Below are 14,307 nucleotides of genomic sequence, written 5' to 3' on the forward strand. Positions count from 1 at the left end.
CTTAACGAAATTGTAGGAGATTGTTAAATGCTATTCGCAAATACTTTTATATTTTGGGCGCAAATAGAATAAAATGAGTCGTTCAGTTACAATATTAGGTGCAGGGCTAGTAGGTTCTTTACTTGCAGTTATACTTAGAAAACGTGGTCACGAAGTTACTATATACGAACGAAGACCCGACATGCGTAGTGCCTCTCTGTCAGCGGGGAAGTCCATTAACCTTGCAATGAGTGTGCGTGGCTGGAAAGCATTAGACCTTGCGGGGTTAAGAAAAGACATAGAAGATTTAGCTATACCTATGTATGGCAGAGCATTACACCAAGCGGATGGAGCCTCTGCCTTCCAACAATATGGCAAGAACAATGAGGCTATCTATTCTGTAAGTCGTGGAGAGCTAAATAAACGACTAATGACCCTAGCAGAACAAGAAGGTGCTACCATACACTTTGAACAAAAGTGTATCGATGTTGATATTGAAAAAAATGTTATTACACTTGAAGATATCAATACTAATAAAACACAAACAATAGAATCAGACTTGATCTTTGGTGCAGATGGCGCTTTCTCTGCTCTTAGAAATGCATATACACATACCAATAGAGTTGATGCTTCTCATCATTACTTAAAGCATGGCTACAAGGAGCTATCTATTCCACCTAATGAGGACGGAAGTATGAAGATGCAAAAAGAAGCCTTGCATATTTGGCCTCGTAAGAACTTCATGATGATTGCCCTTCCTAATACAGATGGGACATTTACATGCACTTTATTTCTACCTTTTGAGGGGGATATATCCTTTGAAAAGTTAACGAATGAGGAGGAGGTAATGGCATTCTTTAAAGAACACTTCCCTGATGCTGTTCCATTAATGCCAACATTAATAGAAGATTTTTTTAATAACCCTACATCTTCTCTTATTACTACACACGTAGACCCTTGGCATTTTGGCGATAAAAATGCACTTATTGGAGATGCTGCACATGCTATTGTACCTTTTTATGGACAAGGCATGAATGCCGGCTTTGAAGACTGTACCATTTTGGCTGGCCTAATGGATAAGTATGACAAGGACTGGAATACTATTCTAGAAGAGTATGACAATATGCGCAAACCCAATGGGAACGCAGTTGCTGAGCTAGCCCTTATTAATTTTGTAGAGATGCGTGATAAAGTAGCAGACGAAAGTTTTCTTCTACGCAAAAAAATAGAAAAAGAATTGGGAAGGCGCTACCCTGAACAATTTATTTCTGTATACGAAATGGTATCCTTTAGCCACATACCATATCATACAGCCATAAGCTGTATTCATGCTCAAGATGAGCTCCTACAAAACATAATGGCTAAAGGCAACTTTTTTGACAGCTTAGAAAACAGTGATTATATAGCACAACTAAACAAATGGGTGAGTGACTATCACCAGTCTGTGCAACAATTGGATTTTGGACATGATGCCTGATAAAAGATGGACATTAAAAGCCGTTGATGAACAGGTAGCCAAGAATATACAAGAAGCACTAAAAATACACCCTCAACTATGTAATATACTAGCACAAAGAGGAGTAACTAATTTTGACAGTGCAAAAGCTTTCTTTAGACCGAAGTTGTCACAACTACACGACCCCTTCTTAATGAAGGATATGCAGAAGGCTGTAACCCGTATTTCAGAAGCTATAGAATGGCACGAACGCATACTGGTTTATGGTGATTATGATGTAGACGGGACAACTTCTGTATCTCTTGTATACTCTTTTCTTAAAGCTCAATACGAAGGGGAATTAGGATACTATATTCCACATCGCTACCGCGAAGGTTATGGTATTTCTAAAATGGGGATAGACTATGCTAAAGAGCATGGCTATACATTAATGATAACTCTTGATTGCGGCATTAAATCTTACGATCTAATAAAGTACGCACAATCAATAGGTATAGATGTCATTGTATGCGACCACCATACTCCCGATAAAGATATACCACCCGCTGTTGCTATTCTTAACCCAAAACAGCAAGACTGTGATTACCCTTATAAAGAGCTAAGCGGTTGTGGCATCGGTTTTAAACTAGCTCAAGCACTGGCAAAACATTGGCAGCTCCCTGAGGAAAACTATTTACAGTATTTAGACCTTGTAGCCACAAGCATTGCGGCAGACGTAGTACCTATAGACGGAGAAAATAGAATACTAGCATTTTATGGACTAAAAAGGGTAAATGAAAACCCTTCACTCGGTATCAAAACCTTAATGGAATTAGCCGACGTTAAGAAAACCATGACCATATCAGATCTGGTTTTTGTAATAGGGCCTAGAGTAAATGCAGCAGGCAGGATGGACGATGCCAAAAAAGCAGTAGAGCTCTTTATTGAAGAAGATATAGAAAAGTCTTATGAGCATGCAGAGGCCTTGAAATCGGACAATGAGGACAGAAGAGAAATAGACAAAAGCACATCTGAAGAGGCTTTAGCAATGCTAAACAATGACCCTAATCGCCTTCTAAAAAAATCTACTGTTCTATATCAAGAGCATTGGCACAAAGGAGTAGTTGGCATAGTGGCATCAAGGCTTATTGATCATTACTATCGTCCAACAATTATACTGACTAAATCAAACGATCTAGTAGCTGGTTCTGCTCGCTCTGTAGCGGGCTTTAATGTATACGATGCCATACATGAATGCCGCGACTTATTGGAGAATTACGGAGGACACTTCTATGCAGCCGGCATGACCATGCCACCTGAAAATGTAGACGCCTTTATTAAACGGTTTGAAGAGGTTGTTTCAGAAAGCATCACACCAGACCTGCTGGTACCTGAAATAGAAATTGATGCTGAGTTAAAACTCTGCGACATAACTCAGCCTTTCTATAATATTTTAAAACAGATAGCACCATTCGGGCCAACAAATATGCGTCCTGTATTCATGACGCGCTGTGTAAGTGATTATAAAGGCTATTCAAAAGTAGTGAAGGACCTACATATTAAATTTTGTGTGCATCAACACGATGGTACTGTAATGGATGGCATTGGCTTCAACATGGCCGAAAAATTTGACATCGTATCTTCAGGGCTTTTTGACATCGTTTATACGATACATGAAAATGAATTTAATGGTCGTGTGAATTTACAAATGAGGGTGGTTGACATTAGATATCCTCAGTAGCACTACCTATAGCAATATACCCAATACAAGGTATATTCAAATCTTGGTTTCACAGTTACTTTTATTAAAATTTTAGTAATTATGAGACACATCACTACCATCATTGCAATATTTATCATTGCACTTGCTAGTTGTACAAAAAAAGAAACAACTCCTACTAACAATAACAGCAACAATACAGGCTGTGTAGATGGCTATATCTGCTTTACTCTTGATGGAGCAAATATTTCGAAACAAGCAGGAGGTTACGAACTAGCAGATACTTTCCTATTTGTAAAATACGAAGAGGGGAATAAGCAACTCTCTATAGACATCTTTGGTAAAAACACAGGTAGTTATAATGTAACAGATATACGTAAGGTAGGCAATGGACGCTTATACTACTTCCCTGCAGGTAGTTCTGGCAAGATGTTCATGGCCGAAATGGGATTGCTCAACATTTCCTCTTATGATGCTACCAACAGAAAAGTATCTGGAACTTTCTCTGGTACTCTTTATGAATATGATAACAACAATGGCACATTCGATAAGAATAACTCTGTAGAAATAAAGAATGGTGAGTTTAACAAAGTTTCTGTACCTAAATAATTAAATAACTGACTAAATAAAAAAGCCCAGCTAATGCTGGGCTTTTTTATTATTTAAAGCTAAACTTATGATACAACTATATCAAAGTTCACCAAGTCTACAAATTCATTTATACGAGCTTGAATATCGCTGCTATTAAGCTCTTGCAAACGATTAGGGCCAAATTTCTCTACACAGAAAGATGCTAATGCCGAACCTACAATAATAGCAGTCTTCATATTTTCGAAGGAAACATCTTTGGTAGCTGCGATATGCCCCATAAAACCTCCAGCAAAAGTATCACCTGCTCCAGTTGGGTCAAAAACATCTTCTAGTGGTAGTGCTGGCGCGAAGAATACATTCTTATCATTGAATAATAATGCACCGTGCTCACCTTTCTTTATGATAACAAACTTAGGACCCATTTCATGAATCTTCTGAGCTGCTTTTACTAGTGAATACTCTCCACTAAGTTGACGAGCTTCACTATCGTTGACCATCAATACATCTACTTTCTTCAAAACAGCTTTAAGGCCATCAAGTGCAATATCCATCCAAAAGTTCATCGTATCCATTACTACAAGCTTAGGACGCTCTTTCATTTGATCTATCACCTGCATTTGCACATCAGGCGTTAAGTTTCCTAAAAACAAGAACTCACTATCCTGATAACTATCAGGTATCTGCGGATTAAACTGCTCTAATACATTTAACTCAGTAACTAATGTATCACGAGTATTCATGTCCATATGGTAACGTCCACTCCAGAAGAAGCTTTTGCCATCTTCTACTACTTCTACTCCTTCAAATTGAACGCCTCTATCTTCAAGCTTTTGGATTTCCTCCTTTGGAAAGTCTCCGCCGATGATAGACACTTGCTTAATATTTTTAGTAAAATTTGATGCTGCCCAAGCTGCGTATGTTGCAGATCCACCTATTATGCGGTCTACCTTTCCAAATGGGGTTTCTAATGCATCGAAGGCCATTGAGCCTACTATCGTTAAAGACATATCATAATTTTTTAGCGTGACAAAGGTAAGGTTAATGTCGAAAAATGAAAATGTGTTTGTTTTACCTTAGGGTGAAGCCTTTTGGCTATTTTAGAGGCATGAAAGCAATGCTGTTTGCGGCTGGGCTAGGCACCAGACTAAAACCTTTTACGGATAAGCATCCCAAAGCCTTGGCCGAGGTTAATGGAAAAACACTTTTGGAACATAATATTCGTTATCTCCAGAAATACGGTATAACAGATGTGGTTGTTAATGTACACCACTTTGCTGACCAAATAGAAAAGGCCATTGCCAATAATAATGGCTGGGGCAGCAATATTACCGTAAGCGACGAGCGAGGTGAAGTATTAGAGACTGGAGGCGGCTTACAAAAAGCTGCAACGCATTTCATTGGGGAAGATGTATTTATAGTTATGAATGTAGATGTACTTACCAACCTTGACTTAGCGAAGATGATAGCTGCTCATAATATAGGCAGTAGCATAGCCACATTGGCAGTAATGCAACGTGAATCTTCTCGTCATCTGCTCTTTAATAAGGACATGAGGTTATGTGGCTGGCAAAATAATAAAACAGGCGAACAGAAAATAGTACATAATGAACTCGAGCTAAAAGGGTTTGCATTCAGTGGTGTACACGTACTATCTCCTGAAATATTGGATATGCCTTTTGAAGGCAAATTCTCTATTATAGACATATATCTTCATTTTGCAAAAACAGATATCCTACAAGGTTATGATCATACAGGAGATATTTTTCTAGATGTTGGCAAACCTGAAAGCTTAAAGAAAGCAGAAGAATTATTTAGTAAATAAAAAATGGGGGCATTGTATACACCCCCATTTTCAGCTTAATAACTTATTATTGATTCACACCACTCTCTGCCAATCTTTCTTTCATAAAGTTCCCCAATACTGATATGTTGTTTGAGGAGAAATCAAATTTAATACCTGCTGTTTCATACAACTCTGGCAAGGTCTTGGTATAACCTAAACTTAATGCTTGCATATAGTTATCCAAAGCCTGCTCCTTATTCTCTCTATATTGTCGCCACATAGCGATAGCCCCTAATTGTGCAATACCATATTCTATGTAATAGAAGGGTACTTCAAATAAATGCAGTTGTTTCTGCCAGAAGCTAGCACGGTACTCTTCAAAGCCAGTCCAGTCTGTAGCGCCAGTGCTGAATTCATCCAATATACTTAACCAAGACTTTGTTCTTTCTTCCACAGTATGTCCAGGGTTGGTGTACAACCAATGCTGGAACTTATCAATAGTAGCAATCCAAGGCAATACACTTATCACACGTTCCAGCTCTTCTAGTTTTGCACGGCTTAGCTCCTCTTCATTTTTAAAGAACACATCCCAATGCTCCATAGAGAATAGCTCCATACTCATACTTGCGAGTTCTGCGATCTCCATTGGGTATTCTTTGAAAGAAGATAGTTTCAATGGATGTGATAAAAACGAATGTATAGCATGACCACCTTCATGCATCATTGTAATTACATCTCCTATGGTTCCTGCAGCATTCATAAATATAAAAGGCACTCCTGTTTCCGATAACGGACAATTATATCCGCCTGGCGCTTTGCCTTTGCGACTCTCTAGATCCATCCGCTTCATATCTTGCATTGTTTCTAAGCAATAGCTGAAATACGGACGTAGCTTGCTAAACACTTCAGTTGTTTTTTGTGCCAACTCCTCACCTGTTTCAAATGGCTGTAATGGCTCCACACCCTCTGGCTCTGCACTACCATCCCAAGGTCGCATCTTGTCCAGCCCTAAACGTTTACGACGATGTTCAGTTAGCACCTTATTAAGTGGTAATATATGCTCTCTTACCGCATCATGAAAAGCAAAACAATCTTCAACCGTATAGTCAAAACGACCTAACGATTTAAACTTATAATCGCGAAAATTGTCAAAACCTGCATTCTTAGCTACCTGATGGCGTTTAGCTAAAAGCTTATCAAACAAGGTATTCAACTCATCTACATCTTGCAGTCTACGTTCAGCCACTTTTCTAAAGATGCTTTCGCGTAATGCTCTATCAGATTGTTGTAAAAATTTAGCCGCCTGTTGTAGTGTATATTCCATGCCCTCATGTTCAATGGTCATTTTCCCTGAAATAACACCAAACTGTTGCGCTAATACACTCAGCTCAGCTTGTATAGGCACATTCTCTTCTCTGTATAACTCTACTGCATTTTGTACACTACGTAGATAAGGGAAAAACTCTTTTGTATCCAACTCCTGAGTAAATGGGCATGCTAGCAACTTTTTATTCAAGTCGAATAAATACGGCTTTAACTTAGGCTCTATTTCCATAACGAAATAGGTAAAAGCCTCTTCATATTCTTTATTCGTAGTATCTAACGTCATTTTTATTTGACGCCAAGCAGCATCTTCTCCAATTACTGCTTCCAACTCACTTGCATCCTTCAACCATTGCTCTAAAGCTTCTCGAGAATTTAATTCTCTTTCTTTCAAGTTATCGAAATATGATTTTAATTCTTCCCATGTTGATGTCTTAAAATCGTTAGGTAAAAACTGCCTATTTATTTCTGTATTTATCGGTTCAAATTGCTTGCTCATCTATATATTTTTTTCAGGATGCTAAAATACATTTCACAGTGCAATTATCCTGTTAAAACTAGACTACTCAACCTTATCTAATTAAGATTATTTTATATGTTAATAATATTTCTATGTTAATCACTTAATTTTTAATTTATATATGGGATTAACTGACATTGTCAATAAATAAACTTAAAAACTTGAATAACAAACATAAATAAATGCATAAAAAATAATATTTATAAAACTATGATTAACTATCCTTATCAAAATATCTCAAAAGGATTTTTTTCATAGCGGGCTGTTTGCTACATTTGTGCCAAGTTGTGAATTTAATGGGTTAGTAAGTAAGAGCCGACGGATTCTTCCGCTGGCTCTTCTCATTTCTACTATATTTGCTATACTATTATGGCCAAAACCAAAACAGCTTTTTTCTGTCAACAATGCGGATTTGAAACACCTAAATGGACTGGTAAATGCAGCTCGTGTGGTGCGTGGAACTCTTTTGTTGAAGAAGTGATCCATAAAGAGGACAAGGCAAAAAAGGATATCAATTGGGAGCAAGCTAAAGATGCTAAAAAGGCTCAAAAGCTTTCCAGTATTACCCCTCAGAACGACTCTAGAATGCTAACACCCGACCCTGAACTCAATCGAGTATTGGGTGGAGGTATGGTACCAGGCTCGGTCATTCTGATTGGAGGTGAACCGGGGATAGGGAAGTCTACCTTATTTCTTCAATGTGCATTGGAATGGAATACTATTACTACTTTATACGTATCCGGAGAGGAAAGTGGACAGCAAGTGAAACTTCGCGCAGAAAGAGTCGGTAAACAAAACGACAATCTCTTTCTTTTAACAGCAACCGATACAAAATCAATTTTTCAAGAGGTAAAAAAGGTTCAACCTCAGCTACTTATAATAGATTCAATACAAACATTAGAGTCTCCTTATGTGGAATCTGCTGCAGGTAGCGTGTCGCAAGTGCGAGAATGTGCTGCAGAGTTGCAACGCTTTGCTAAAGCAAGCAATATTCCTGTATGTATCATTGGGCATATTACCAAAGAAGGTTCTATAGCTGGTCCTAAAGTATTGGAGCATATGGTAGATACCGTGCTACAATTTGAAGGAGACAGGCATTATGCCTATAGGATACTGCGTACTATTAAAAATCGTTTCGGCTCTACATCAGAGCTTGGCATATACGAGATGGTCACCTCTGGTATGCGACCAGTAGGGAATCCTTCAGAGATCCTACTTTCACAACACGAAGAACCTTTAAGTGGTGTTGCAATTGCTTCTAGTATGGAGGGTTTACGCCCATTAATGATTGAAGTTCAAGCATTAGTAACACAGGCTGTCTATGGAACACCTCAGCGTACAGTAAGCGGCTTGGATCTAAGGAGGCTACAGCTATTGCTGGCCGTTCTTGAAAAAAGGGGTGGCTTTCACTTTGGAACTAAAGATGTATTTGTAAACATAGCAGGAGGTATAAAGGTGGAAGACCCCTCTATAGAGTTGGCACTAGTGTGCGCTTTACTGTCATCCTTTGAGGATACTGCACTACCTTCTAATATTTGTTTTGTAGGTGAGGTTGGGCTATCTGGCGAAATACGTGCTGTAAACCGTATAGACCAACGTATAGCCGAAGCAGATAAAATGGGCATGGACGCCATCCTTATCCCTAAAGCTAATGCAAAAGGGCTTGATAAGAAGAATTATAAGATCGAAATAAAAACCGTGAATAAGGTGGAGGACGTGTATAAAATGTTGTTTTAGATGAGTTCTTTAAAAAATATAACTGAAGGCTTGTCTCACTTGGTATATCCCAAATTATGCGAGGGCTGTAGCAAACAATTACTTGCAGAGGAAGAAGTACTATGCTTGAATTGCAACATTTACAACCTTCCTCGTACAGCCTATCATCATATTGCCGAAAATGAAACAGCAATGCGATTTGCAGGTCGCTTTCCCTTCCAGAAAGCTACTTCATTAGCCTATTTCACCCCAAATGGACTGCTACAACATCTTCTACACAACCTCAAATATGAAGACAAAAAATATATAGGATATTATCTAGGTAAACAATTAGGCTACGACCTGTTACAAACTAACTGGCAAAAAGGGATAGACTTAATTGTACCTGTACCGCTCCACCCAAAAAAAGAAGCCCTGAGAGGGTTTAATCAAAGCCAACTCATAGCAAGTGGTCTTAACGCCGCACTTCATATTCCAATAGAGGAGCAAGTACTAAAAAGAAACCGTTTTACTGATAGTCAAACTCAAAAAACACGAGAAGAGCGCATAACTAACATGCAAGACGCCTTTCTGGCAAGCAATACAGCCCGTATTGAGGGGAAACACATTTTACTAATAGACGATGTATTAACGACTGGTGCAACGTTAGAATCATGTGCTTTAGCCCTGCTAAAAGTCAAAGACGTGATAATTAGCATAGCGACTGTCGGCATAGCCAACTAATATATGCTTGTTTATCACGGAAATAGGTTTACAAATATTGCTTTTTACTGGTATTAGAGTTAATTTAAAGGCAATTTTACAATAGTAATCCGTATAAGGTCATATACAAATTTTTACTTTATGAAAAAACGTTCACTTTTACTGGGTTCACTTCTGCTATCATCTGTCATTACATTTGGTGCAGGTTTCCAGTTGAACTTACAAGGTATTAGACAACTAGCTATGGGAGGCACAGGTGCTGCTGTTCCATGGGATGTATCTACAGTATTTTACAACCCGGGCGGTCTTACCAGTATCAGGGGCTTGCAAGCATACGGTAGTGTACATGCATTAATGCCTAAACTTAGATATGTAGATGCCCCTACGGGAACCTACAAGGCAGACTCTAAAGATGCTGTCTACACACCATTCAATTTTTATATCGGTTCACCTTTAGGTTACAAAAGCCGTGTAAGCATAGGTTTAGGTGTATATACTCCTTTTGGTAGTGGCTTGGCATGGGATGAGAACTGGAAAGGACGCTACGTAATTCAAGACATCAGCTTACAAACGATCTTCATACAACCAACAGTTGCCTATAAAGTGAACGACCAAATATCAGTTGGTGCAGGCTTTGTATATGGTACTGGTAATATTGAAGTTAATCGTGCTGTACCTTTAGTAAATACTAATGGACAGGATGGACAAGCTAACTTGAAAGGAGATGCCAAAGGTGTTGGTTTTAACCTTGGCCTACACATCAAAGCGACCAAGAGAGTATGGTTTGGCCTTACTTACCGCTCTGAAGTAAAGATGAAAGTAAAAAGAGGCTTTGCTACATTTAAAGTTCCTAGCAGTATGGCAAGTAACTTCCCATACACTGCTTTTTCTTCTAGTTTAACACTTCCACAAGTAGCAACTTTCGGGGTTGGATTCAAAGCTAGCAACAAACTTATTTTGACACTCGATGCAAACTTCACTGGATGGAGCTCATATGATAGCTTAATATTTGATTATGAGACCAATACTGCAGCTTTAGCAGATACACGCTCTCCTCGTCATTATAAAAACACAGTAACACTTCGCGCAGGTGCTAACTATAAATTTAATGATAAGTTTTCAGGTATGTTAGGTGCTGCGTTTGATCCTACACCTGTTAAAAACGGATATGTATCTCCGGAGCTACCGGATAATAACCATATAATAACTGCAGCAGGTCTTACATACAAACCTAGAGAGAGATTCACTATCATGGCTGTGTTTGAATATGTGATTACACCAAACCGTACTTCTTCTCTTGATGAAGCCGGATTTAGCCGTACTTACCAAAACAATGTGATTAATCCAGGCGTAGGCGTCTCTTACAATTTTTAAAAAGCAGAAACATGAAAAAACTATTTATATACAGTACTCTGGCATGTTTGGCACTTGCTTCTTGCAAACCAAACTTAGAGCCAAATACTCCTCAAAAGGGAGATGCTGATTTCTCTTATTATTTAGCTGTAGGTAATTCGTTAACTGCTGGCTATACAAACGGTAGTTTGTATAAAAGCGCGCAGATGAACTCTTTCCCTGCAATGCTTGCTACACAATTCAAGCAAGTAAGTAACGGGAAGTTTGAGCAACCTTTATTACCTGGCGAACACGGGTATCCTAATGGCAAAATAATCCTTGCTATGAAGCAAGGTCTTTGTGATACTGTACCGTCTCTAAGCCCAATACCTTTTCCTGGAGCATTAGACTCTGCAGGTAGTAGCTTAAACTTAGCATTCAAAGGACCATTTAACAATATGGGTATCCCTGGTATACGTGCTATAGACTATCTATTCCCAGGCTATGGAGCTATTAATCCATATGCTACACGAATATTTGTTAGCCCATTAACTAACAGACCTCTTGATGAACTAAAACTTCAAAAACATACATTCTTTTCTCTGTGGTTAGGCAACAATGACGTTTTAGGTTATGCAGTAGCTGGTGGAGATCAAGGAACAGGGCCTACAAGCACGATTTCCAACATAGCTATTTTTACTGCTGCATACGATAGTGTATTGCAAGTATTAACAGCTAACGGTGCTAAAGGAATTATTATGAATATTCCTGACGTTACTTCATTACCATACTTTACCGCTATACCTGCCAACTCTGCAGAGGTAACTAAGGCTCAAGCAAACCTGCTTAACAACGCTTACAACGGTACACAAGTACACTTCAACCCTGGTAAGAATTATTTTGTTATCCAAGATGCTAATAGCCCTACAGGTTTCCGTCAAATGAAAAAAGGTGAACTAGTTCGTTTAGAAATACCGCTTGACTCAGTGAAATGTGCAGGATGGGGTACTCAAAAACCTATCCCAGCACAATTTGTGTTAACAGAAAGCGAGATAGCAAAAATCAATACAGCTTTAACGCAGTTTAATAGCACCATATCTACTTTAGCTGCTAAATACTCTATACCAGTAGTAGATATGAACTCTTACTTAAAATCTTTAAGTAAAGGCATTAGCTACAACGGTATTACATATACTCCTGAATTTGTTAGTGGCGGTGCATTCTCTCTAGATGGTATTCACCTTACAGGTAAAGGCTATGCTCTTGCTGCTAATCATATGATAATGACTATCAATAGTTATTATAAATCATCTATTGCTAGCGTAGATCCTAATGAATATAACGGTATCCAGTTCCCATAAGGCGAGAACAAGATCTTTTACAACAAAAGCGCCTAACATTATTTGTTAGGCGCTTTTGTTTATACTTTGATAATTAGCTTAGTTGTTTTGTGTTGGTCTATATAACATATCTGCAGGCGTAACTACAACTATACGTTGTCTCCCTATAAACCGAGGGTTTTGATAGAACATTACAGTTCGTTCATCAACATATACATTCTCTAAAGACCATATATCCGAAAATGCATCAGAAAGTCTAAGTACACCACATCTAACTACATCTAGCTCTTGCAGCCTTTCACACTTTGATATTGATTCAGGTATTAAAGTAAGCCTATTATTGTTTAAGTATAGAAAACCTAAATTTTCAAGATCTCCAATATTCTCAGGAAGCTCTACAAGGTAGTTGTAACCCAAATCCAATAAACGTAGCTTCTTCAGCTTAGTAATTTCGTTCGGAAGTGTATAGAATTTGTTCGATGCCAGCTTTAACGACTCCAAGTTTCTTAATTTTCCAATAGATGGCGGAAGCTTACTTAACTTATTTTTGGAGATGGCTAAGCTCTTCAACTTTGTAAGTGCTCCTATTTCTCTCGGTATAGTTTCTAGATCATTAAAACTTAAAGAAAGCAACTCCAAATGCATTAGTTGTCCAATCTTTGGAGAGATGGAATCAATATTGTTTCGAAAAAGTATCAATTCCTTAAGCTTGTTACATCTATAAAGAGATGGAGGCAGTGAGGATATTAGATTGTTACTTAAGTTAAGCTCTTCTAAATTTGGAAACTGATCAAGTATATCCGGGATCTCAATTATTCTCATCCCTGTTATCTTTATAGCCTTAACATCTGCTTTATTTTCTAAAGCCTCATCCCAACTATGATAAACACGCTTTGCAAAAGCCCTATTGGTTGTTACTAATAACATTAATAACAATGCTATAGAAATATATTTTATCATAGTGCTGCTATTTTGAAGTTTACATAATGCCTATCTCATCTGCTTATATTCATCTTTAGTGACTATTTTATACTCCTTAGGTATTCTAAATTGCGCCGTCTCTATCGTTTTAACTTTGATACTACTTGCCTTAAAATACATGTTCATGTTCTTAGCGCTGCTAAGCACAAAAGACATCGGCATCACCTCTATATTAGGGAAATAGTTAAACATTAACTCCGATGGTTTCCAAATTCCTGAATAGTATAAATCGCATGTACTACCGTCTTTGTATGTAATGGTTGCTTTTTGAGCTTTATTATTAAGAATATCCATTTGACCATTCCCATCAAGCATTGTAAACCCTCGCCTTTTATTAAGCTCCTCCTCTATTTCCTTCATATCTAACTCTATGGCATAAAACTTTCCGCCCATAGTCCGTAATGCATATGCCGTATTATTGTCTCCATTATAAAGGCTTATATCCTTGAAACCGTTTTCAAGCAAAAGTTCTTTTCTAATAGCGTTTCCCTTCACCATTATTGTATATGTTCCTTTATACTGCGTAAGCCCTTCCTCATTTTGAGGAGGGTCTAAAGTGACATCATATACCACTATGCCTTCTGTAAAAAGATTATCTTGGGCTACAGTATAGGTATAGCTTATCATTAGCAATAATATCAGTATGCCTAGCCTTTTCATTAGTTCTATATTCAATACCTTTTCTTACGATATGAATTTACCGATTTTACAGCAAATCCTTTTCATTGAAGTGTAATAATACACACATAGCTCAAAATCCCTACCAAATCTATATCACCGTAATATTAAAAAACAATACTAGTCTTACACAACACCTTGTTAACTTATATATCGAGTTGATTGCTCCATCTGTTTTTTTTGTAGCTTGCTAAGCAATACAAATAT

Annotated in this window: 12 protein-coding genes; 8 read left to right on the plus strand and 4 right to left on the minus strand. The window is 38.0% G+C overall.

The window, feature by feature from the left end:
* The first annotated feature begins 73 nt into the window (after window positions 1-73).
* From R2800_10485 to R2800_10495, 3 genes are all read left to right on the plus strand, one after another.
* A complete protein-coding gene (locus tag R2800_10485) occupies window positions 74-1,456 on the plus strand; it encodes an NAD(P)/FAD-dependent oxidoreductase (protein ID MEZ5017467.1) in 1,383 nt (460 codons plus the stop codon).
* Window positions 1,446-3,155, plus strand: a complete 1,710-nt coding sequence (recJ, locus tag R2800_10490; protein ID MEZ5017468.1) for a single-stranded-DNA-specific exonuclease RecJ — start codon at window positions 1,446-1,448, stop codon at window positions 3,153-3,155. Before R2800_10485 ends, recJ begins: the two co-directional genes overlap by 11 nt.
* Window positions 3,156-3,236: 81 nt before the next feature.
* Window positions 3,237-3,743 (plus strand): hypothetical protein, encoded by a 507-nt coding sequence (locus R2800_10495; protein MEZ5017469.1) that lies wholly within the window; start codon window positions 3,237-3,239, stop codon window positions 3,741-3,743.
* A 65-nt stretch (window positions 3,744-3,808) separates the two neighbouring features.
* Here the strand turns inward: R2800_10495 and R2800_10500 are convergent, their stop codons facing one another.
* Window positions 3,809-4,732 carry a PfkB family carbohydrate kinase gene (locus tag R2800_10500; protein ID MEZ5017470.1) on the minus strand — a complete coding sequence of 308 codons (924 nt, stop codon included), beginning with the start codon at window positions 4,730-4,732 and terminating at the stop codon, window positions 3,809-3,811.
* A 44-nt stretch (window positions 4,733-4,776) separates the two neighbouring features.
* On the opposite strand from R2800_10500, the gene R2800_10505 reads away from it, so the two are divergent.
* Complete coding sequence (locus R2800_10505; GenBank protein ID MEZ5017471.1) at window positions 4,777-5,547, plus strand: nucleotidyltransferase family protein; 771 nt, start codon at window positions 4,777-4,779, stop codon at window positions 5,545-5,547.
* A gap of 46 nt (window positions 5,548-5,593) precedes the next feature.
* On the opposite strand, the gene R2800_10510 is transcribed toward R2800_10505, so the two are convergent.
* Window positions 5,594-7,330: a M3 family oligoendopeptidase gene (locus R2800_10510; GenBank protein MEZ5017472.1), complete on the minus strand. Its 1,737-nt coding sequence runs from the start codon at window positions 7,328-7,330 to the stop codon at window positions 5,594-5,596.
* Window positions 7,331-7,720: 390 nt separating this feature from the next.
* Between R2800_10510 and radA the strand changes: the two genes are divergently transcribed.
* The 4 genes from radA (at window position 7,721) to R2800_10530 (ending at window position 12,462) form a co-directional block, all read left to right on the plus strand.
* A complete protein-coding gene (radA, locus tag R2800_10515; GenBank protein ID MEZ5017473.1) occupies window positions 7,721-9,088 on the plus strand; it encodes a DNA repair protein RadA in 1,368 nt (455 codons plus the stop codon).
* Window positions 9,089-9,790, plus strand: a complete 702-nt coding sequence (locus R2800_10520) for a phosphoribosyltransferase family protein (protein ID MEZ5017474.1) — start codon at window positions 9,089-9,091, stop codon at window positions 9,788-9,790. It begins immediately after the preceding gene.
* Between the two features lie 120 nt (window positions 9,791-9,910).
* On the plus strand, window positions 9,911-11,143 hold the full coding sequence (locus tag R2800_10525; protein ID MEZ5017475.1) for an outer membrane protein transport protein: 1,233 nt from the start codon (window positions 9,911-9,913) through the stop codon (window positions 11,141-11,143).
* Between the two features lie 11 nt (window positions 11,144-11,154).
* The gene (locus R2800_10530) at window positions 11,155-12,462 is read left to right on the plus strand and encodes an SGNH/GDSL hydrolase family protein (GenBank protein ID MEZ5017476.1); all 1,308 of its coding nucleotides are present in this window, start codon (window positions 11,155-11,157) and stop codon (window positions 12,460-12,462) included.
* A gap of 78 nt (window positions 12,463-12,540) precedes the next feature.
* Here R2800_10530 and R2800_10535 read toward each other — a convergent pair whose 3' ends face one another.
* Both R2800_10535 and R2800_10540 read right to left on the minus strand, forming a co-directional pair.
* On the minus strand, window positions 12,541-13,401 hold the full coding sequence (locus tag R2800_10535; protein MEZ5017477.1) for a leucine-rich repeat domain-containing protein: 861 nt from the start codon (window positions 13,399-13,401) through the stop codon (window positions 12,541-12,543).
* 30 nt (window positions 13,402-13,431) lie between these two features.
* Window positions 13,432-14,082 carry a hypothetical protein gene (locus R2800_10540; GenBank protein MEZ5017478.1) on the minus strand — a complete coding sequence of 217 codons (651 nt, stop codon included), beginning with the start codon at window positions 14,080-14,082 and terminating at the stop codon, window positions 13,432-13,434.
* Window positions 14,083-14,307: the final 225 nt, after the last annotated feature.

The sequence above is a fragment of the Flavipsychrobacter sp. genome, assembly GCA_041392855.1.
Lineage (GTDB): Bacteria > Bacteroidota > Bacteroidia > Chitinophagales > Chitinophagaceae > UBA5543.